At 50.7% G+C, this 18,650-nt stretch carries 22 protein-coding genes; 11 read left to right on the top strand and 11 right to left on the bottom strand.

Annotation, left to right across the window (positions count from 1 at the left end):
- The 3 genes from L103DPR2_RS08150 to L103DPR2_RS08140 are packed head-to-tail and all read left to right on the top strand — an operon-like array spanning position 1 to position 2,009.
- Positions 1-969, top strand: coding sequence for a Bug family tripartite tricarboxylate transporter substrate binding protein (locus tag L103DPR2_RS08150; protein ID WP_055360613.1), 969 nt, complete (start codon positions 1-3; stop codon positions 967-969).
- Positions 927-1,586: an LON peptidase substrate-binding domain-containing protein gene (locus L103DPR2_RS08145; protein ID WP_335337947.1), complete on the top strand. Its 660-nt coding sequence runs from the start codon at positions 927-929 to the stop codon at positions 1,584-1,586. The genes L103DPR2_RS08150 and L103DPR2_RS08145 overlap by 43 nt, the downstream gene beginning before the upstream one ends.
- Positions 1,587-1,631: 45 nt before the next feature.
- Positions 1,632-2,009 (top strand): hypothetical protein, encoded by a 378-nt coding sequence (locus L103DPR2_RS08140; RefSeq protein ID WP_055360609.1) that lies wholly within the window; start codon positions 1,632-1,634, stop codon positions 2,007-2,009.
- On the opposite strand, the gene L103DPR2_RS08135 is transcribed toward L103DPR2_RS08140, so the two are convergent.
- Complete coding sequence (locus tag L103DPR2_RS08135) at positions 1,999-2,394, bottom strand: hypothetical protein (protein ID WP_055360607.1); 396 nt, start codon at positions 2,392-2,394, stop codon at positions 1,999-2,001. The genes L103DPR2_RS08140 and L103DPR2_RS08135 overlap by 11 nt on opposite strands.
- A 271-nt stretch (positions 2,395-2,665) precedes the next feature.
- A complete protein-coding gene (locus tag L103DPR2_RS14380) occupies positions 2,666-2,815 on the bottom strand; it encodes a hypothetical protein (protein WP_197274853.1) in 150 nt (49 codons plus the stop codon).
- Between the two features lie 62 nt (positions 2,816-2,877).
- Here L103DPR2_RS14380 and L103DPR2_RS08130 point away from each other — a divergent pair, with 62 nt between their 5' ends.
- The gene (locus L103DPR2_RS08130) at positions 2,878-3,288 is read left to right on the top strand and encodes a BLUF domain-containing protein (protein WP_231717605.1); all 411 of its coding nucleotides are present in this window, start codon (positions 2,878-2,880) and stop codon (positions 3,286-3,288) included.
- Positions 3,289-3,305: 17 nt separating this feature from the next.
- On the opposite strand, the gene L103DPR2_RS08125 is transcribed toward L103DPR2_RS08130, so the two are convergent.
- Together L103DPR2_RS08125 and L103DPR2_RS08120 are read right to left on the bottom strand one after the other, a co-directional pair.
- On the bottom strand, positions 3,306-5,156 hold the full coding sequence (locus L103DPR2_RS08125) for a DUF3857 domain-containing transglutaminase family protein (RefSeq protein WP_082466763.1): 1,851 nt from the start codon (positions 5,154-5,156) through the stop codon (positions 3,306-3,308).
- Positions 5,153-6,892 (bottom strand): SEL1-like repeat protein, encoded by a 1,740-nt coding sequence (locus L103DPR2_RS08120; protein ID WP_055360601.1) that lies wholly within the window; start codon positions 6,890-6,892, stop codon positions 5,153-5,155. Before L103DPR2_RS08120 ends, L103DPR2_RS08125 begins: the two co-directional genes overlap by 4 nt.
- A gap of 356 nt (positions 6,893-7,248) precedes the next feature.
- Between L103DPR2_RS08120 and L103DPR2_RS14545 the strand changes: the two genes are divergently transcribed.
- Together L103DPR2_RS14545 and L103DPR2_RS14375 are read left to right on the top strand one after the other, a co-directional pair.
- A complete protein-coding gene (locus L103DPR2_RS14545) occupies positions 7,249-7,551 on the top strand; it encodes a BrnT family toxin (RefSeq protein WP_082466762.1) in 303 nt (100 codons plus the stop codon).
- Positions 7,454-7,672 (top strand): hypothetical protein, encoded by a 219-nt coding sequence (locus tag L103DPR2_RS14375; protein WP_197274957.1) that lies wholly within the window; start codon positions 7,454-7,456, stop codon positions 7,670-7,672. The genes L103DPR2_RS14545 and L103DPR2_RS14375 overlap by 98 nt, the downstream gene beginning before the upstream one ends.
- Here the strand turns inward: L103DPR2_RS14375 and L103DPR2_RS14315 are convergent.
- Positions 7,669-7,818 (bottom strand): hypothetical protein, encoded by a 150-nt coding sequence (locus tag L103DPR2_RS14315; protein WP_156339877.1) that lies wholly within the window; start codon positions 7,816-7,818, stop codon positions 7,669-7,671. The genes L103DPR2_RS14375 and L103DPR2_RS14315 overlap by 4 nt on opposite strands.
- 221 nt (positions 7,819-8,039) lie before the next feature.
- Between L103DPR2_RS14315 and L103DPR2_RS08110 the strand changes: the two genes are divergently transcribed.
- Positions 8,040-8,618 carry a SprT-like domain-containing protein gene (locus L103DPR2_RS08110; protein WP_197274852.1) on the top strand — a complete coding sequence of 193 codons (579 nt, stop codon included), beginning with the start codon at positions 8,040-8,042 and terminating at the stop codon, positions 8,616-8,618.
- 149 nt (positions 8,619-8,767) lie between these two features.
- On the opposite strand, the gene L103DPR2_RS08105 is transcribed toward L103DPR2_RS08110, so the two are convergent.
- The gene (locus L103DPR2_RS08105) at positions 8,768-9,094 is read right to left on the bottom strand and encodes a type II toxin-antitoxin system HicB family antitoxin (RefSeq protein WP_055360596.1); all 327 of its coding nucleotides are present in this window, start codon (positions 9,092-9,094) and stop codon (positions 8,768-8,770) included.
- Positions 9,084-9,308: a toxin HicA gene (locus tag L103DPR2_RS08100; RefSeq protein ID WP_231717604.1), complete on the bottom strand. Its 225-nt coding sequence runs from the start codon at positions 9,306-9,308 to the stop codon at positions 9,084-9,086. Before L103DPR2_RS08100 ends, L103DPR2_RS08105 begins: the two co-directional genes overlap by 11 nt.
- 266 nt (positions 9,309-9,574) lie before the next feature.
- Here L103DPR2_RS08100 and L103DPR2_RS08095 point away from each other — a divergent pair, with 266 nt between their 5' ends.
- Together L103DPR2_RS08095 and L103DPR2_RS08090 are read left to right on the top strand one after the other, a co-directional pair.
- A complete protein-coding gene (locus L103DPR2_RS08095) occupies positions 9,575-9,811 on the top strand; it encodes a hypothetical protein (protein WP_055360592.1) in 237 nt (78 codons plus the stop codon).
- Positions 9,812-9,813: 2 nt separating this feature from the next.
- On the top strand, positions 9,814-10,776 hold the full coding sequence (locus L103DPR2_RS08090; RefSeq protein WP_055360590.1) for a helix-turn-helix transcriptional regulator: 963 nt from the start codon (positions 9,814-9,816) through the stop codon (positions 10,774-10,776).
- Positions 10,777-10,933: 157 nt separating this feature from the next.
- On the opposite strand, the gene L103DPR2_RS08085 is transcribed toward L103DPR2_RS08090, so the two are convergent.
- On the bottom strand, positions 10,934-11,170 hold the full coding sequence (locus tag L103DPR2_RS08085) for a hypothetical protein (protein ID WP_055360588.1): 237 nt from the start codon (positions 11,168-11,170) through the stop codon (positions 10,934-10,936).
- Positions 11,171-11,386: 216 nt separating this feature from the next.
- Between L103DPR2_RS08085 and L103DPR2_RS08080 the strand changes: the two genes are divergently transcribed.
- Positions 11,387-12,364 carry a Bug family tripartite tricarboxylate transporter substrate binding protein gene (locus tag L103DPR2_RS08080; protein WP_055360586.1) on the top strand — a complete coding sequence of 326 codons (978 nt, stop codon included), beginning with the start codon at positions 11,387-11,389 and terminating at the stop codon, positions 12,362-12,364.
- On the opposite strand, the gene L103DPR2_RS08075 is transcribed toward L103DPR2_RS08080, so the two are convergent.
- Positions 12,351-12,977, bottom strand: coding sequence for a hypothetical protein (locus L103DPR2_RS08075; RefSeq protein ID WP_156339875.1), 627 nt, complete (start codon positions 12,975-12,977; stop codon positions 12,351-12,353). The two genes, L103DPR2_RS08080 and L103DPR2_RS08075, sit on opposite strands and share 14 nt — an antisense overlap.
- A 10-nt stretch (positions 12,978-12,987) precedes the next feature.
- On the bottom strand, positions 12,988-14,388 hold the full coding sequence (locus tag L103DPR2_RS08070) for a DUF2779 domain-containing protein (RefSeq protein WP_055360583.1): 1,401 nt from the start codon (positions 14,386-14,388) through the stop codon (positions 12,988-12,990).
- A gap of 203 nt (positions 14,389-14,591) precedes the next feature.
- Between L103DPR2_RS08070 and L103DPR2_RS08065 the strand changes: the two genes are divergently transcribed.
- Entirely contained in the window at positions 14,592-17,687 is a 3,096-nt protein-coding gene (locus tag L103DPR2_RS08065) for a DUF3427 domain-containing protein (RefSeq protein ID WP_055360581.1), read from the top strand.
- Between the two features lie 2 nt (positions 17,688-17,689).
- Here L103DPR2_RS08065 and L103DPR2_RS08060 read toward each other — a convergent pair whose 3' ends face one another.
- Positions 17,690-18,619, bottom strand: a complete 930-nt coding sequence (locus L103DPR2_RS08060) for an endonuclease NucS domain-containing protein (RefSeq protein ID WP_055360579.1) — start codon at positions 18,617-18,619, stop codon at positions 17,690-17,692.
- Between the last annotated feature and the right edge of the window lie 31 nt (positions 18,620-18,650).

Below are 18,650 nucleotides of genomic sequence, written 5' to 3'. Positions count from 1 at the left end.
ATGAAGAAGCTTTTGAGCATTGTGTGCACAGCCACTTGCCTGACTTTGTCTGCGGGTCAAGCCGTGGCCCAGGCCTATCCCACCAAGCCCATCAAAATCGTCGTGCCGTTTGGCCCCGGTGGTTTTACCGATGTGGTGGCGCGCATCTTGGGCGTCAAGCTGGGCGAAAGCCTGGGGCAATCGGTGGTGATTGAAAACAAACCGGGCGCTGGCTCCATGATTGGCACCGACCAAGTGGCCAAATCGGCACCCGATGGTCACACCTTGTTGATTGTGTCTTCTACGCACGTCATCAGCCCTTGGATCTACAAAAGTGTTCCCTACGATCCCATCAAAAGTTTCGCACCCGTCACCAAGCTGGTCGACTCGCCTTATGTTTTGCTGACCAACCCCAAGGTGCCTGCCAAAAACGTGCAAGAGTTCATTGCACTGGCCAAAGCCAACCCCGACAAAATTCACTTTGCATCTTCTGGCAACGGCAGCGCGCAGCACTTGATTGGCGGTATGTTTGCCTCCATGACCAAAACGCAACTGAAGCACGTGCCCTATCGCAGCAGCAATTTGGCCACCACTGACGTTGTGGCGGGTGTGGTTGAGAGCAGCTTTGCCGGCGTGCCCAATGCCTTGTCGCAAGTGCCCAATGGCCGTCTGAACGCATTGGCTGTGACCAGTGCCAAACGCATTCCTCAATTGCCCAACGTGCCCACCATGCAAGAAGCGGGTGTGCCCGGCTACGATGCCACCATCTGGCTGGCTTTGTTGGCACCTGCTGGCACGCCAGCCCACATCGTGAACAAGCTCAACGCTGAGGTTGCCAAAATCATGAACACGGCAGAAACCAACAAAGCCATGTTTGAGGCCGGCGTGGAAGTGAGCTTGTCCACGCCCGAGGCTTTGACCCAACTCATGACCTCTGAAATGAGCAAGTGGGGCAAGGTGGTCAAAGACGCTGGCATCAAGTTGGAATAAACCGCCAAGGCCTTGTGACCGACACCCTGCCCCTTTTTCCCCTGTCACAGGGCCTCATGCCTGATGGCATGCTGCACCTTCAAATTTTTGAAGTTCGCTACCTCGACCTCATCAAACGTTGCCATCAACAGCAACTCCCCTTTGGCGTGGCCTGGCTTCAAAAAGGCAGTGAAGTGCAAGTGCCTGGCGAAGTGCCCTCGCTGCATGCCTACGGTTGTGTGGCCCACATTCGCGAAATGGACATGGTGCAGCCCAATTTTTATCGGGTGGTTTGCCAAGGCGGTTTGCGATTTCAATTGAACGAAGTGCGACCTGGCCCTTTGGGTGTGTGGCAAGGCCAAGTCAGCTATTTGCCACAAGACCCTGAAGTGGCCATTCCCGAGCACCTTCAGCCCTTGGCAGACCGCTTGGGCAAAGTGATTGCCTCTGCGCAGCAACAAGGTGTGATGGACCGATTACCCATCTTTGCGCCATACCAACTTGACCAGTGCGGCTGGGTGGCCAACCGCTACGCTGAAGCCATGTCTCTGAGCGATGCCGACAAGCTGGCCTTGCTGGCACAACTTGATCCCTTAGAGCGGCTTGAGTCGGTCTCGCGCCATATGCTGGCTTCTTGATCTGATCGGTAGGTTGGCGCAGGTTCTTGTGGCTAGAATGAACCCATGACCTCACCTCTTCTCCAAAAGATTTTCACCCGCTTGGGATTTGCTGTTCTCAGCGTGCTATTGGCCTTTGCCCTTTACATCTGGGCCGTGCTGTCGTGGAGTTACTCCGAAGGCGAACGCGCAGGCTTTCTGCAAAAAGTTTCTTACAAAGGTTGGATTTGCAAAACTTGGGAGGGCGAATTGTCTTTGGTGGCCATTCCAGGTGCCGCCCCCGAAAAGTTTTTGTTCACCGTGCGCGATGAAGCGGTGGCCCAACAACTCAATGAAGTGGCTGGCAAGCGCGTAACCTTGAAATACGAGCAACACCGCGGCCTGCCCACCTCCTGCTTTGGCGACACCGACTATTTTGTGGTGGACGTGGCGGTTATCGAGTAAGCAGCACCAATGCAAAGGCCAGAAATATCACGGCCCAAATGGCCTTGGAATTGCGGCCAATGAACTTCAAACCTTTCTCTTCCATCGAGATCTCTCTGGGGCCTGTTGGCTTGGGCGGCTCTAGCAGCTGAACCTCGGCAACGGCTTCGCCCCATGCGGTGGCATCTGGGTTTAGAAATTCCGTGAAGGTGCCGCTGGCAGCTTGGCCAGGGTTTTGTGCCGCTTGCAACAGCATCACTCTTTGCGTCAGCAAATAGGCCGCATAGGGCTGGGTTCTGAAGGCATCGGCAATCAGTTTGGCAGCCGTTTCGTCGTAAATACGGGGCTTGGTTTGGATCATTTCGCGTAAAAACTGCATCAATGCATCGCGTTCACTTCCCGTCATGTGGGTTCCTTGGCTGCTGAAGATGTTTGCAAGGGTGCGCCCATTTGGCTAGAATTTTTACTAGGTCTAACCCCAAGGCCCAACTGATGGCAACCGGCCTTCAGACAACATATGCAAGGAGACTCTCATGCCACACGTCATGGTCGTTATTGACCTGTTTATTTTGGTTGCCATTGTTTGGGCTTTTTCAGAGAACAATCGCCAGCTCAAATTGCTGAAAAAAGCCAAAGAAGCCAAGCACCACTGATTGGCGCATTCCCACTGCAATGGCTCACCCTTCTGGTGAGCCATTGTTGTTTTTGGCGGCCTCTTCGGCTTGCTTGCGTTCGCGTTTGAGCTTTTCTTGCTTCAAATCGTTAAACTGGTGAATGGCAAAAACAAACACCAACGCAAAAACGCCCATTTCAATCCACATGCCCATTTGCGACTCCTGAGTTTTGAGAAACTGCGGTCAATGTTACGATGAGTGAACGGAGACAAGCCATGCTCATTCGACTTTTGTACATCAGCCGGGCCGCAGGCGCCATCACTTCCACTGTGACGGGTTCGATTTTGGAATCGGCCAGGGTGCACAACCGCGTGGCAGGCATCACGGGCATTTTGTGTCAAGGGCAAGGCTTGTACATCCAAATATTGGAAGGCGAACGAGCCAGCGTCAATCGGCTTTATGCCACGCTGATCAAAGACAAGCGGCACCAAGATGTGGAGTTGGTGTCAATTGAAGAAATTCAAACGCGAAAGTTTCCAGAGTGGTCGATGGCGCATGTGATCATTTCCGAAAGCGATCCCATCGTGCAACTCAAGCACCCCGAGTTCGACCCCTTCACGGCATCAAGCGCGCAGTTGATGTCTTTGATCGATGACCTGCTGAAACACGCCACCCCCATCCATTAATTGGGGGAATTAATTTCTCACTCGAAGAAGACTTGCTGGCGAAGGTCTCTGCGCAGCACTTGGGTGAAATCAGAAAATGCTTTGTCTGATTCTGCGCCGCACAGCGTTTCGGTTCTGCGGGAAGCGTAAACCCGTTTGATTTTCAATACATGGCCCGATAACGCATAGGTGGACTGGTATCGCAGGGTGCCCTTGGCAAACGTCACGCCTTTTGGAACGCGGGTGATCTTCATGTCTTTGGGAAAAGCCAAGTCAATCCATTCCTCGTGCTGGGTTGAGTTGCAGTAAGTTGGAAACCTTCTGTCCTTGGGCAACACCACATCGGCAAAGCCCTTCAAGCGTCCGGGCGCCAAGCCCACCGGAATGGCCATGGCGCTGGGGCCAGGCACGTTGACCACGGGGTCGAGTTCAAAAGTGGAGTTGACTTGCCACGGTACGCTGAAGTTGGTGGGTTCGGTTTTGGCAATCTCGCCCCAGCCTGTTTCTTGAAACCTCGACAGCAGTCGGTTCACCACATTCGATTGCTCTTTGTTTTGGTAATTGAACTGCGAGTTTCTAGAGGCCACTTCAAAAACGCCAAACATCTTGGCTTGGCTTTGACCTTCAATGCTGCCGTCCCGTGTGAGCTTCATTTGAATGCGCGACTCGGTGCGGTCTTTGATGGTTTGCGTCATGGGTGTACGGCTGAGGGCTCCTGTGGCCGTGAGCACCACAGACTTGCCCATGTCACCTAAGGGCAAAGTGCCCAAGGGTGCAAACCGGCTGGTGGAGTCTAAGAATACGTTGAGACTGGGCACGTAAGTGATGACGTGGTCAAAAATGCCTGGCGTAGGTAACTTAGGCAGCAAGAATGCCGTGCCCGAATTGATCAAGGCCGGCGAGCTGTCAATGCCCACGGCGGCCAGCAAAGACTCCAAGATCACCACATGGTCTTTGCAGTCGCCATAGCGGTTGTCTAAGATGCTTTGCGCATCGTGCGGCACATAGCCGCCCGCGCCCACATAAATGCCCAAGTAACGAATGTTTTGCGCCACCCAGTGGTGCAGCACTTTCACTTTATCGAGGGTAGTTTGGGCATTGGCTTTTTGAACCAACGCTTGGGCCAACGCTTGGATGGCCGGTGTCACAGCAGCCTTCTCTTTGGCACGCACGTGATAAGCCTGGCCTACATCGGCATACGTTTTAAACGTACTGGCAGCAAAGTGCGGTGCGAAGTCAGGCAAGTCGACGCGCGAATCTTCATTGGGATAGGCCGTGTCTTGGCTGAAGGTGAATTTGTAAGCCACTGTATGGGGTTTGGGCGGCATGTCGAGCTTGCCCCCCTGCATGCCCTTGGTGCTCACGCCCACTTCAATGCCCACATCGTGAACCAACTCCACGGTGACGTTTTCGTAGCGAACATGGGGGCTGTAGTGCTCCCACAAAAAGAAGTGCCCCGGAAACTCGGGCGTGTGCTGCACCGACTTTGCCCGGTAATACACCTGGCTGCCCACCTCCAACTTGGGATAAATGATGACCTTGGATTTGCTGTCGCTGTAAATGGCACCATCGTCGGCCGTTTCGTCTTGCGTGCGGATTTTGTCGAGCGGCACGCCAATGCGCGTGCCATCGGGTTGAATGGTGTACGCCTCAAGTACTTCGACATTTTCGAGGGTTGAGTTGTAGGTGATCTTTCGTTCGCCCAACATGCGCACGCCTTGTGGCGTGTCAACGCGGGCTTGCTCTTCCAAGTGTTGGGTGTAAGAGGCGTCTGGGTTGACCTCGAACTTGGAGCTGCTTTTCACCACCGTGTAAGAAGGTTTGTATTGCGCCAATGCCGCAGTGCAAACACACATTACACCCACCACCATCCATTTTTGAAACGTCATTCTTTGTTGTCCTTGTCGACTTGCTTGGCATCATCGCTTGTTTTGGGTGCTTCCAAGTTGTCTTCGGGCATTTCTTGAATGCCTTTCTTCAAATCTTGAAGCCAACTGGGTTGGTTGGGGTAGTTTTCGTTCACCCACTTGATGGCATCTTCTTGGCCTAACGCTGCAGCTTTGAACATCCAGTATTTCACTTTTTCGGGGTCGGCTTCTACGCCATCGCCTTCCATGTAAAAAGTGGCCAACTCGTGCATGGCTTCTGCATTGCCCAGGTCGGCGGCCTTTTGAAACCAGCTGGCACCCAGTTTGTAGTTAACAGCCACGCCATCGCCCGACATGAGTGTGGCACCCAACACAATCATGGCGTCGGTGTGGTCGGCGTTGGCGGCTTTTAAGAGCCACTTCACCCCTGCTGGTTTGTTTTTGGCTACGCCATGGCCGCGCATCAACGCCCTGCCAATGCGGAACTGCGCACCTGGAAACTCTGCCTCGCTGGCTTTCATAAAACACTCAAACGCTTTGGCGTGATCTTGCTTAACGCCATCGCCGGCTTCGTAGGTAATGCCCAGCAAGTACATGGCCCACAGGTCGCCTTGCAAGGACGCAATTTGAAACAAATCGTGGGCGCGTTCTTTGTCAATTTCTACTTCGTCGCCGTACATATAAGAGATGCCCAAGTAGCACTGGCATTCGGAGTTGCCAAGGGCCGCACCCTGCTCTAGCAAATCGTGCGCAGCTTTGTTGTCTGCCTCAATGCCTTTGCCTTTGCGCATGGCGTCAGCCAATGCATACATGGCCGATGCATGGCCTTGCGCCACGCTGCTTTGTAGCCATTCGATGCCTGTTGATTGCTCTTCATATGACTTGCCACGACTGACCAACCAGCCGCCATAAAAACCTTGCCCCACTTTGTCGCCCAACATGCAAACCGCCATGAGATAGCCCTCGGCTTCTTCTTCTGAGACGGGGTCGTAAAGAAACCTGTTGGCAAACCACATGAGTGCGCCAATGTCACCGGTGTCGCAGCCCATACGGCACCATTCTTTGACGGTTTCTAAGGTGGTGTCAGACCCGTCGCCTTCGTTGAAGTGGTGCATGGCCACGAACAGCGCGGCATAACCGTAGCCCTTCTTGGCGGCCTTCTCCATCCAGTGCAGGTGGCTGGCTTTTTCTTCATCGGTTTTGGCGTGGCGCTGGAGGTAATGGCCGTAGGCGTAGTCGGCGTAAGACTCGCCAGATTGCAAGGCGTTTTTGAGGTGCTCGAGTTCGTTTTTAGGGTCGAGGTCGGCCAGGTGGCTATAGCCGCTGAGCTCGCCCATTTCAATGGCCATGTAAAAGTGCGCAGCGGCTTTGTTGGGGTTGGATTTCCAGCAAAGCCTGCCAAGTCCGGTGTGGCCTTTACCGTCATTGAGATCGGCAGCTTTTTGGTACCACTTCTCTGAGAGCTCAAGGTCAATGGGCACGCCAGAGCCTAGTCTGTACCATCGGCCTAAGTGGGCCATGGCGGCGGTGTTGCCACTTTCGGCAATGGCTGTTACGGCGGCCAGCGCTTTGGGAAAGAAGGCTTCTGAGGCGGGAGCTTTCCAGTATTGTTTGGCCAGTTTGAGTGCGTCTTTTTGATGCGCCTTGAAGCCCATCATGGTTTTGACGTAACTTAGATAATCTTGAGCGTTTTGGCTGCCCTGCAAGCAATTCCAAACCACGGTGTCGATGTCTTCAAATGTGTAGGTCTCGTTCATCTCTCTCTCCTCGGTCCCTACACTCTGCCCTCCCCCAGGCTCGCCACATGAGCCCGCTTTGGGGGGAATTTAATTGGGGTCAGATCAACATTAATTTGGTCAATCAGTGAGGGCTTAGCCTGAGGGGGGCTTCCTCATACTGGGGTACCAGAAATCGTTCAGCCCCCCTCAGGCTAAGCCCTCAATGATTGGGAATTAATGTTGATCTGACCCCAATTAAATTTTGGAGTGCGAAGAATTTCTAGAGGTCTGGTGCAAGTCAATGTCTGACACGTTATTGCAGGTAGCCAAGAAAATAAACCTATCAAAGCCAACTGAGAACATGTGTTCAATTCGATTGATTACATCTAGAATGAATGAACACAAAATTAACGTGGGATCATAGAAAACGACAAAGCAATCTTTTGAAACATGGCCTTGATTTCGAACACGCTGACGAAGTACTCAGCTCTAGGTTCTGCCTCCATTTACACATCAGCAAACTGGATGAGCCGCGTGTCATTTCATTCTCATATGTCTTAAGTCACTTATGCGTACTTGCACTTGTACACAACCAACGCCATGAACAAATCAGACTCATCAGTTTTCGCAAAGCAAGCAAAGAAGAAACCATCGCTTACTTCCGGTGGCTTGAGCACGAACGCATTGACCCAACATGAAGTGCTAGAAAAAATACGTCAAATCAACCCAGACAATTTTTATGTCTGGAATGGTCTTGATCTAGACGACCAACCACTCACCCCAGAACAATTAGCGCAATTGGGGTCAGATCAACATTAATTTGGCTTGATCATCACTTTGCGCCATTGAATGGGGCCGCCTACGGCATTGTTAACGCCAGCCCCAAATTGAAGTGCGAAGGGTCCGCTGGGGAATTTATTGTTGTTCAAAGTGGCCGTAACATTGCCATTGAGTTTGACGGTCATCAAAGGGCCAAGCTGGAAGTTAAGAGGGTGCTGAGGATGAGTAATCGGCGGTTCATTGAAAGTCTCCTTGATAGGTTCAGTCAATTTCATTGGGCCTGAAACTGCATATTTCTTATACAAGGGCTTTTACTAGGACTGTCAAAACGATCAGTCCCTCTGGCTCAATCCATGAGCTTTTCGGCTTGCATATTGACTCTTCCTTAGTGTTGATGAATGCGTCCATGACAACCCACCCCACTCGCGAAGCCTGGTTACTTGCAGCCGTTGAAATGCTGCGTCCTTTGTTCAAATCCAAAAGTCACATCATTCCGGACAACTGCCAAGTGTCTTGCGGATTTGCCAGCACTGGCAGCAAGCATCACATTGGTCAATGTTGGTCGCGCAGAAGCAGCGTGCATGATCAAAATCAGATTTTCATTTCGCCTGCATTGTTAGACCCTGTGACAGTGTTAGACACGTTGGTCCATGAGCTGGTGCATGCCGTAGACGATTGCCAACACAAGCACGGCAAGGAGTTCAAAAAGATTGCCACCAGCTTGGGGATGGTGGGGCCGATGCGAAGCGCTGGTGCAGGACCTGAGCTCAAGGCCAAGTTGGCAGAGCTTGCCAGCCAATTGGGTCCTTATCCTCATGGTGGTTTGCACATCTCGATACGTTTGGTGAAACGCTCCCCACGACCACGGGCCAAATGCAAGGACTGTGGATTTGAAGTGCCGATGTACAAAAAGTTCCTGGCCTTCGGCCCGCCTCTCTGTCCCCAACACAAAACCGAAATGGAACCACTGGGTGAGTGGGAGTGAATTTAATCGGGGTCAGATCAACATTAATTTGGTCAATCAGTGAGGGCTTAGCCTGAGGGGGGCTTCCTCATACTGGGGTACCAGAAATCGTTCAGCCCCCCTCAGGCTAAGCCCTCACTGATTGGGAATTAATGTTGATCTGACCCCGATTAAATTGTTGCCAACTTAGCGGAAACCAATCGGTTCATGCTCACGCCCTGCTCTGCGGCTTGCATGGCCAGCAAGCGATGAACGTCGGCTGGAACACGAACCACAAACTTACCACTGAAGGTCTTCTCTGAAAGAGCTTCAGGAATAGTTTCATTGGCCTTCAGCATTTCAACGACTACTTCATCAACTACTTTACGAATTCCTTTGAGCGCTTTCTCAGGCGAGGTTGCAATCCAAGACAGTGAGGGAAATTCGGCGCACAGGCCAACGTGCGCCTGATCAGAAGAGGACCATGTCACGCGGTAGGTATATCGATCAGTTTTCATTCTGTTTTAACAATTTATCGATGGCACTCAAAACTTGCCTGACTTGGTATGGCTTGGCTTTACCTTGAAAATTTTGAATATTGATTCTTGGATCACCCAGCCAAGGCATTTTGAAAACCACATGACTCCCTGATGCCAGTCTTGGCTTTCCAAAATAATGAACACAGACCTTTTGTAAATCTATGAACCTCACATTGGCTGGTTGGTCGCTCATTTGCGTTAGCAGCTTCAAAATACTACTCATAGAATAGTATCACTTATGATATCAAAGTTAAATTCAATTGATGAGTCTCCACGCTCTTAGTGCTTTGACTTTGAAGGAGACAAAGGACTCATAGGGAGACATTCACTTGCACAACAAATTAATGTTGATCTGACCCCAATTAAATTCCCTGTACAAACGATCAGCCCAGCAGGCTCAAGGGCTGAGCCTCTGGTGGCTCAAAGTATGGTTTTCTGACTGAACCAACGCCACACAAGATGTTTTTGCCCTTCCTGCTTTCTGCCTCGCTCTGGCTGCCCCTTGGGGGCGTTTACACGCAACTGGCCCAGCTGCCGCCTGTGTTTAAACAGCAACCCTCGTATAAACCCAACGAGTTCCAGGCTTTGAACATCCAACTGGATTACGGCAGTTCACCAGAACCCAAAAGACTCAGTCGAAGAGAAAAAATTGCTCTTAAACTGACACAAATTACAAAAACTATTAACAAAGACTAACCATGGCAGAAATAGACCGCTACTACGCCTACCAAACCTTGTTCTCTGGCCGCAAGGCTGTGCCCAAGATGGAGTTCTTGAAGAAGTTGGAGATCTCTCCAGCCACGTTTAAACGCGACCTGGCCATGCTGCGCGATCGTTTAAACACACCCATCTTGTACGACCGCGATTTGGGCGGCTACCGATTAGAAAACCCCGACGCATTTCAACAACTTCCTGGCCTGTGGTTTAGCCAAGAAGAAGCGCTGGCCCTCATGACCATTCAAACCATGATTGGGCAACTCGAGCCTGGACTGTTGGGCCCGAAACTCAAACCTTTGCAAACGCGCCTGAACAAAATTTTGGAAACGCAAGGCGCAGATGCCAATGTTTTGTCACAAAGAATTCGTGTGGTACACGCAGGCAAACGTCGCATGCCATTGAAGTCTTTTGAGTTGGTGGCCAAGGCTACTGTCGATCGAAAGCAAGTGGAGATTGTTCACCTCAACAGGCAATCGGGTGAGTCTGTGAAGCGCATCATTTCGCCGCAGCAATTGATTCATTACCGCGACAACTGGTACGTGGATGCTTGGTGTCATTTGCGTGGCGGTGTGAGAAGTTTTTCGATTGATGCCATTGAGCATTGCTTGTTGCTGGAGCATGATGCGAAGGACATTGATCGTGAGCAGTTGCTGAAGACGATGCAAAGCGGCTACGGTATTTTTGGTGGCCAGGCCAATGCGTGGGCTGAGTTGAAGTTCACGCCTGAACGTGCGCGTTGGGTGCAACATGAAGAGTGGCATCCCGACCAAAAAGGCACGTTGCACAAAGATGGCAGCTACACGCTCCAGGTGCCCTACTCTGATGAACGCGAGTTGATAGGCGACATTCTGCGCATGGGCCCCGACGTGAAGGTGCTTGGCCCTGCACCCTTGGTGAAACAAATGAAAGACGCTTTGCAGAAAATGCAGAAGCAGTACGCCTGAAGAAATAAATGGGGTCAGATCAACATTAATTTCTAATCATTGAGGGCAGAGCCTCAGGGGGCTTCCTCATACTGGATTACCAGAAATCGTTCAGCCCCCTGAGGCTCTGCCCTCACTGATTGACAAAATTAATGTTGATCTGACCCCATTTATTCAGTTAATCCCGCCCAAACACCGCGCCCAGCCCAGTAGCCACAGACCCCATGCGCGTGCTGCCGTCTGAGCTAAAGCACCCCTGCTGAATAAACACAGAACCATCAGACCCCACCGTGGTCAAACCCATGGTGGTGTATGACGTGCCGTTGGTTGAAACGCTGAGGCTGTCAGAAATTTTGTGAACGGTGTCGCCAGAGTCAGAAACTGCAAAACTACCCAAAATTTGCCAAATAGACATGGTGTGCTCCTTAGAAAAAACTTTTGATGCCACGACTATGGCTCACCAAAAGCTCACCAAATGAGCCACCCAAAATAATTTGCTTCAATTAAGGGCTCAACGCCCACATGCCTTGCAAATTTCAAACTTGTAGCCCCTAACATGTCAAGTTAAACTGAGTGCAAGCTCACAGCCTGCCATGCAAGCTCAAACAAAAACCCTGTTGACGGTACACCCATGAACAAACGCCACTTACTCAGCGCTATCGCCTTGGCCACTTCTGCCCTGTTACTGCCTAGCTTGGCCAGTGCGCAAGATTTTCCGCCAAAGCGCCCAGTCACTTTGTATGTTGGTTTTGCACCCGGTGGCGCAGCCGATGCCGCAGCCCGATTAATTGCCAAAAAGCTCACAGAAAACATCGGTCAAAACGTGGTGGTGGAAAACAAAGCGGGTGCTGGCGGCAACATCGTTCACCAGCAAGTGGCCAACGGGGTGGCAGATGGCTCCGTCATTTTGCTAGGCTCCATTGGCCCCATGGCCATTGCGCCTCACATGATGAAAGTCGGCTATGAACCCTTCAAAGATCTAGCGGCCATCTCTGGCGGCGTGAACTTCCCCAACATGTTGGTGGTCAACAAAGAGTCTGGCATTAAAAATTTGGCTGACTTTGTGGCCCTCGCCAAAAAAGCGCCAGACACCGTGTCCTTCGCCTCTACTGGCGCTGGATCTGCCTCTCACCTCACAGGCGAGTTGTTTGCCATTCGCACCAACACAGACATGCTGCATGTCCCCTACAAGGGCGGCGCACCGGCCATGCAAGATCTTTTGGCCAATCGTTTCACAGGTTATTTTTCGGCACCGCCCACCTCCATTCCCCACGTTGAGTCTGGCAAGTTAATCGCCATTGCAACCACGGGCCTCACACGTCCAAGCTATCTGTCTAATGTGCCCACCGTGGCCGAGTCTGGCTACCCTGGCTTTGAAGCCCTGAACTGGTATGCCTTCTTGGCTTCTGCCAAAGTGCCCTCACCCATACTGGACAAATGGAATGCTGAAATCGTCAAAGTGCTCAACGATCAAAGCACCAAGGACGCACTGACCAAACTAGGACTCTCTGGTGCGCCATCTACAAGGGCTGAACTGACCAGCTTCATGCAGAAGGAATCAGAGAAATGGGGCAAGCTGGTGCGTGAGAAAAAAATTACGGCTGAATAAGCCCCCGCCACCCCTGCACAATCATCACCATGGCCAGGGTGTCTAGCTCGCAATAACGCAGAAGGGCCTCTCGAATTTTTAAACGCGTTGCCGCATCCACATCTTCAAACTGCAACCTGGCATAAGCCGTGGCGGCCGCACCGCCTTCGGTAATGGCCAACTCATCGGGGTCCTCGCCTGCCCTTACCTCTTCGCCCAACAAATCGGCGCCATACCTGCGCAGCAACTCATAAGGCTCTACAGGCACTGACGGGTTAGAAGCCTCGGGCACCCACCACGCAAAGTCTTTGAAGTTCTTGCTGAACATAGGCGCAGGCAAAGCACCCGCCACCGCACTCCCATAAACCTTCCCGCTATACAAACCCTTCAACACCTCAGACCGCTTCATCAAAGAAGGCAACACCTTCTTAATCGAACTGCTGCCCTTAATGCCTTCCGCAAAATACGCCTTCTTACTCAGCGCACACAAATCCACCATAGCCCGACTGCCGTCCTGCACAAGCGACGACAAAAACTCAATCAACTCAGCAGCATCCGCCGGCGCAGGCAATCCAGCCACCCCATAACTCCCCCCCTCCACCACCACCTTCAACTGATCCACAATCTTGTTCAAAATCGTATTCTCATGCGGGCTCCACATGAACACCGTACCCCCCATCCCCCTCTAACTCCGCCTTAAGCGCCCGCGCAAACTCAAAGTTGGGAAACACCACCGGATCGGTTAACAAAAACTCTCCCACATGCGCCAAAGAACCATCGGCCTGCATCACGTGGTGAGAAAACTGAAACGCCACCGCCTCATAAGGCCGCATGCCCGCATGAAACGGAATGGCCACCGTGCTGGTTTCAAAATCGATGAAGTGATACGGATACTGCCAAGTGCGCATCGCCTCCCGAATCACCCCATCGGCCAACCAAATGCCGCCCAGGTTCTCTGCAGCGGGAATGCCGTTCACTTGCATCCACTGCCGCTCCGACAGACTGAGGTGCGGGCCCTCGTCCTTCACCTTGATGGCATCCGTGCCCACCACTTCAGGACGCAAGCGAACCCGCGCATCACGAATCAACCTGTCCTTGACCGAGGCATTCAAATAATAAATGTCCAACACCGTGCCCTCGTCAATTTGCGAAGGCGACAAACCATACTTCTTACCCCAACATTCATAGAAGCCACTTTGCAGCGTATCGCCCGGGCGGGTTTTAAATTCACACTTGCCACACTGACTGCCCGGACTGGGCTCGATCTTCTGGTCCGCCTTGTAGGCCGCAGCCCACCTGGCCGCCAAATCGGGCAGCGGCTCCTTCACGCCTAGGCTCTTCACCCCGTCTTGCATCACCCTGTGCACATACTCGTCCACCGGCACCAAGGCCAGCAAAGCTTTGACGCCTACATCTTGAAAGGCTTGCACCGCTTGCTGCGCCTGCGCACTGGCCCTTACCTTAGAGCGTCCATTGGCACGCTCTATCTTGAACAACTGATTCAAGCCACTCACAGGCGCCCGCACCGACTTGTCGGGCATCATCAAAAAACACTTGACCGTGGCCTGAGGCCAAAAAGACCGCAGCACAAACGCTTGAAAGGCCACGTCTTCAATGTAGGGGCGCATATCGGACAGCAAGTCGCCACGGGCACCCACAATTTCTGGGGCGCTTGAGTTGTAAGACTTGGCCTTGACCTCAATGAGTTGAAAGTGATTGCCGTCTTTGACCAAAATGTCGACGCGCACCAAATAGTCGTTGAAGCGAATGGCAGGCTCAAACAACACCACTTGGTCTTGCTTTAACAAGGCTTGGGTTTGCGCTTCGGCTTCTGCGCTGTTGAGGAAAGAAATTTCAATGCCAGCGGGATAGAAACACTTGGCCAACTCGCCCACCTGGTAGCCCCCATCGGCCAGCATGGCCAGGAAGCTGTCTTCTTGCTTGAGGTTTCGGTAGAGATGCGGCTTGCCGGTGTAGAAGAGCTTGGTGGGGCACTCTGCGGCTAGTTTGAAACGGGATTTGGTTAGGTACCTTGGGGGGCGCATATCGAATAAAGCCTTAAGTAAGACATAGTCAAACGATTAGTCCTAAGACTATTCCTGAACACTGAGACAACTATACGACTGCAACAAAGAATTCACCAGTAAACCAACCCAACAAGTAACTCAATGAAAGGCGCACTAGGCTCACTAAAAATGAGCCTACCAAAACCTTTGAAACCCCAGTCAAACTGAAATAGACTGTGCAAATGAATGAAATTGACCGTGGCCTTTATCAGTCATTGCTAACAGAATCTCTAGTTCAGCAATTGCAAGAACTAGACGCCCGCCTCACAGCGCGCCATTCAGACTTGCACGTAGAAGAAGCCCCCGACCGACTGGCCATGCACTTGGCAAAGGTCATTCAAACTGCCATTGCATCCCTCAGCAAGGACAAACGAATTGAAGTCGGCGGAGAACTGACTCAAAAACTAATTCAACTTCTGGTCGACTCCACCCCAGCCAACGACCTACTAACAGAAAAGCTGTCACTCCCTCCAAGGATGCTGAAGGCCATCGATGGCAGGAATCCCGACGGCACACCAGATCAAGTTGCAGAACCGTTAATCGACCTACTCGATACAACCCTGTTAACCAACGCCAATGGCGAACCCCGCATCGGCAGTCAAATCATCAGCGAAATTCCATCAGCCGAGCGCATCTACTTGGTCATGGCCTTCATCAGAAAGAGTGGCATCAGGCCCATGATGGACGCCCTTCGCTTTCATTGCGAATCAGGCAGATCACTCAGAGTATTGACCACCACATATACCGGCTCCACAGAAGCAGCCGCCCTAGAAATGCTTGCCAGCATAGGCGCAGAAATTAAAGTCTCCTACGACGAATCCAACACCAGGCTTCACGCCAAGGCTTGGCTATTCAAACGTAACTCTGGTTTCTCCACCGCATTCATAGGCTCATCCAACCTCACTCATTCAGCCCAAGTAGTCGGTTTGGAATGGAATGCCAGATTCTCTGGCTCCAGAAACCCAGACGTAGTTAACAAAGTAGACGCCGTCTTTGAAAGCTACTGGAACAGTGGCGACTTTGTGCGCTACAACCGAGAGCAGTTTGACGAGCGTACCCAGCGAATCGAAAACAACGGTCCACAAATATTTCTAAGTCCCATTGAAATCAGGCCAGAGCCCTTTCAAGAAAGGCTTCTTGAGCAAATAGAGTTGGCCAGACAGCAAGGCCACCACAGAAACCTCTTGGTATCGGCCACAGGCACCGGCAAGACAGTTATGGCGGCCATTGATTACGCAAGACTGAAAGCCAGGCTGCCAAGAGCACGCTTGCTCTTTGTAGCTCACCGCAAAGAAATACTGGATCAATCCATGGCCACTTTTAGGCACGCCATGCGAGACCATCAGTTTGGCGAAATGTGGGTAGATGGCCATAGGCCCACTCGCTTTGAACACGTTTTCGCATCTATTCAAAGCCTGAATGCAGCAGGCTTAGACAATTTAGAACCCAATCACTTTGATGTTGTCATCATCGATGAGTTTCACCATGCCGCCGCAAATTCATACAGAAAAGTTCTGAACCACCTAACCCCCATTGAGCTACTAGGCCTTACCGCAACACCAGAGCGATCAGACGACCTTTCCATCTTTGAATACTTCGATGGCCGCATAGCTGCAGAGCTAAGACTGTGGGATGCAATTGATAGGCACCGATTGGTGCCATTTGCTTATTTCGGCATTCACGACGGCCAAGATTTATCCCTGTTACCTTTTAAGCGCGGTACGGGATACGACATCGAAGCCTTGACCAATGTTTACACAGGCAACGACTCATGGGCTAAAACAGTCATTCAAGAAGTGGTCAACCGTATAGGTGATGTACATCAAATTAGAGCGTTAGGATTTTGCGTCAGCATTGTTCACGCCCAATTTATGGCGCAACGATTCAATGATGTGGGCATCAATTCATTGGCCATCTGGTCAGACACTCCCGCTGAAGAACGCAAGTCTGCATTGCAAAAATTGGCCAACAAAGAAGTCAACGTGATCTTTTCAGTTGATTTGTTCAACGAAGGCGTTGATGTGCCATCGGTGGACACCCTCCTCATGCTTCGCCCCACAGAAAGCCCCACTCTCTTCTTGCAACAGTTGGGGCGTGGCCTCAGAAAACATGAAACCAAATCTGTCTGCACGGTTTTAGACTTTGTTGGCAGGCAGCACCAAGACTTTAGATTTGACGTGAAGCTGCGCGCCCTTCTGGGAGGCACACGAAAACAAGTAGAGCAACAGATCAAAGACAACTTTCCCTACTTGCCAGCTGGCTGCCACATGGAGCTAGACAGAGTAGCTAGCGAAATCGTGTTGAACAGTATCAAGCAGTCTGTACCCAATAGGTGGATGGCTAAAGTTCAAGAATTGCGAATTTTGGCAGTAAACAATACCGATGTTTCAATTGCAGAGTTCCTTAATGAAACAGGTTTAGATTTAGAAGATATTTACACCAGCAGCAAAAGTTGGACAGAACTTCAAAGAGACGCTGGCCTAAGCACACTAGAGCCAGGGCCTAATGAAGAACCATTGCTTCGAGCAGTTGGAAGACTTCTACACGTAGACGACCCGGATCGCCTTGCAACCTACAAGCTATTGGCAGATTCAAACACTGCCCCCGATATTGCAAACTTATCCATCAAGGACAAGCGCTATTTGCGTATGCTCATCGCTTCCCTAGTCGATCAAGTTGTGGGCAAAGACGCCACACTTGAAGAATGTATTGAGTTACTATGGCAACACCCGCAAGTCTTAAAAGAATTGAGTGCACTTTTTGAATATCTGACAACACGGGTTTCGCATCTTGCAAAAACTGTAGACCAGCTTTCAGACGTACCACTTTCAATTCATGCAAGGTATACGCGAATTGAGATCCTGGCTGCTTTTGGTGTCGGCAATAACGCCAGAACACCAACATGGCGTGAAGGCGTGCTTTGGGCCAATGAAGCAAAAGCTGACCTAATGGTGTTTACCTTGGACAAGACCAGTGGTCACTTTTCACCAACGACTAGATACCGCGACTATGCAATTAGCCGTGACTTAATTCATTGGGAAAGTCAAGCAGGCACAAGGGCTGAAAGCAACACAGGTAAGCGGTATCAAAACCATGCAAAGCAAGGATCAAAAATCATGTTGTTCTCTAGGATCAACTCTGATGAAAGATCTTTCTACTTTTTAGGTGCTGCCAAGTATGTTCGGCATGAATCTGAAATGCCGATGGCTATTACTTGGAAATTAGACAGCGCACTTCCAGGAGATTTATTTACAAGTTTTGCGGCTGCTGTAGCCTAAGCTCAAGCATTTTTAATTAATTTAAATGAAACTTCATATCGATAGAAACTAATATCGGGCGTCATAGCCAAAGCTCTACGAATTCTAGTGTCGTCTTCTAAAGCAATGATTACTCCGCGAACAGTTTGACTCTCCTCTGCCAATTCTTGTTTTACGTAGCCCATATATCGAAGTACCTGGCCAACTACCGCATCACTAGCGCGACCCTTCTTCAATTCAACGACAAGAAGTTGCGACTTATCTTTTTTGATTGCCAAAATATCCATAGGACCAGTGTCAGATTGATACTGCTGGCCAACGAGTTCACCATCTTCTTCATAAATATCAAACTCTTTACCAAGATCAGTTTGTTTCCAGTTTTTAACCAAAAAATCTTCAAGATGTTTTTCTAAGGCGAATTCCGATGGGTCTTCGATGTTTGGATCAGTTGAAGTTATCGGTGACTTGTATTCACCAGCGATCAGCGACTCTATCTCTGCAGCATAGCTACTAATGTTGCTTAAGGTGCCAATTGAACCTGTGCTATTTTTTAAAGCATCCGACATTTGTTCACGTTGAATGCGTTTATTTTCCCACCGGACACTTCTACGATGCGGCAATATTGATCCTGGAACATACTGATAATTTCCAGTCACTAATCCAACGTGGTATGCGCCATAACCATCGGGGCAGAGAACTGTATCGCCAATTTTTATTCCTTTCGATACAGTCCAAAGAAACCCACAAGCCAAACCTGCACCAACATTCGTCTTACCTGGATGATTGGAAAGATATATGTTTCGAAACTTGGCATTGAAGTCTCTCCAATTTTCAGGTAAGTCATTGGATAGATCTTGATTGATTTCAAAATCAGCCCCAATAAATCCTTCGTTAAAACAAGTTTCGGCAAAAATTGATTTCTTGCCCAGCATCACACGGTAATAACTCTTCATTAAAACTCCCTTGAGTTCACATTTTTTTGTG

This window comes from Limnohabitans sp. 103DPR2, from assembly GCF_001412575.1.
In the GTDB taxonomy this organism is placed as follows: domain Bacteria; phylum Pseudomonadota; class Gammaproteobacteria; order Burkholderiales; family Burkholderiaceae_C; genus Limnohabitans_A.
This window is presented reverse-complemented; position numbering and strand designations above follow the sequence as displayed.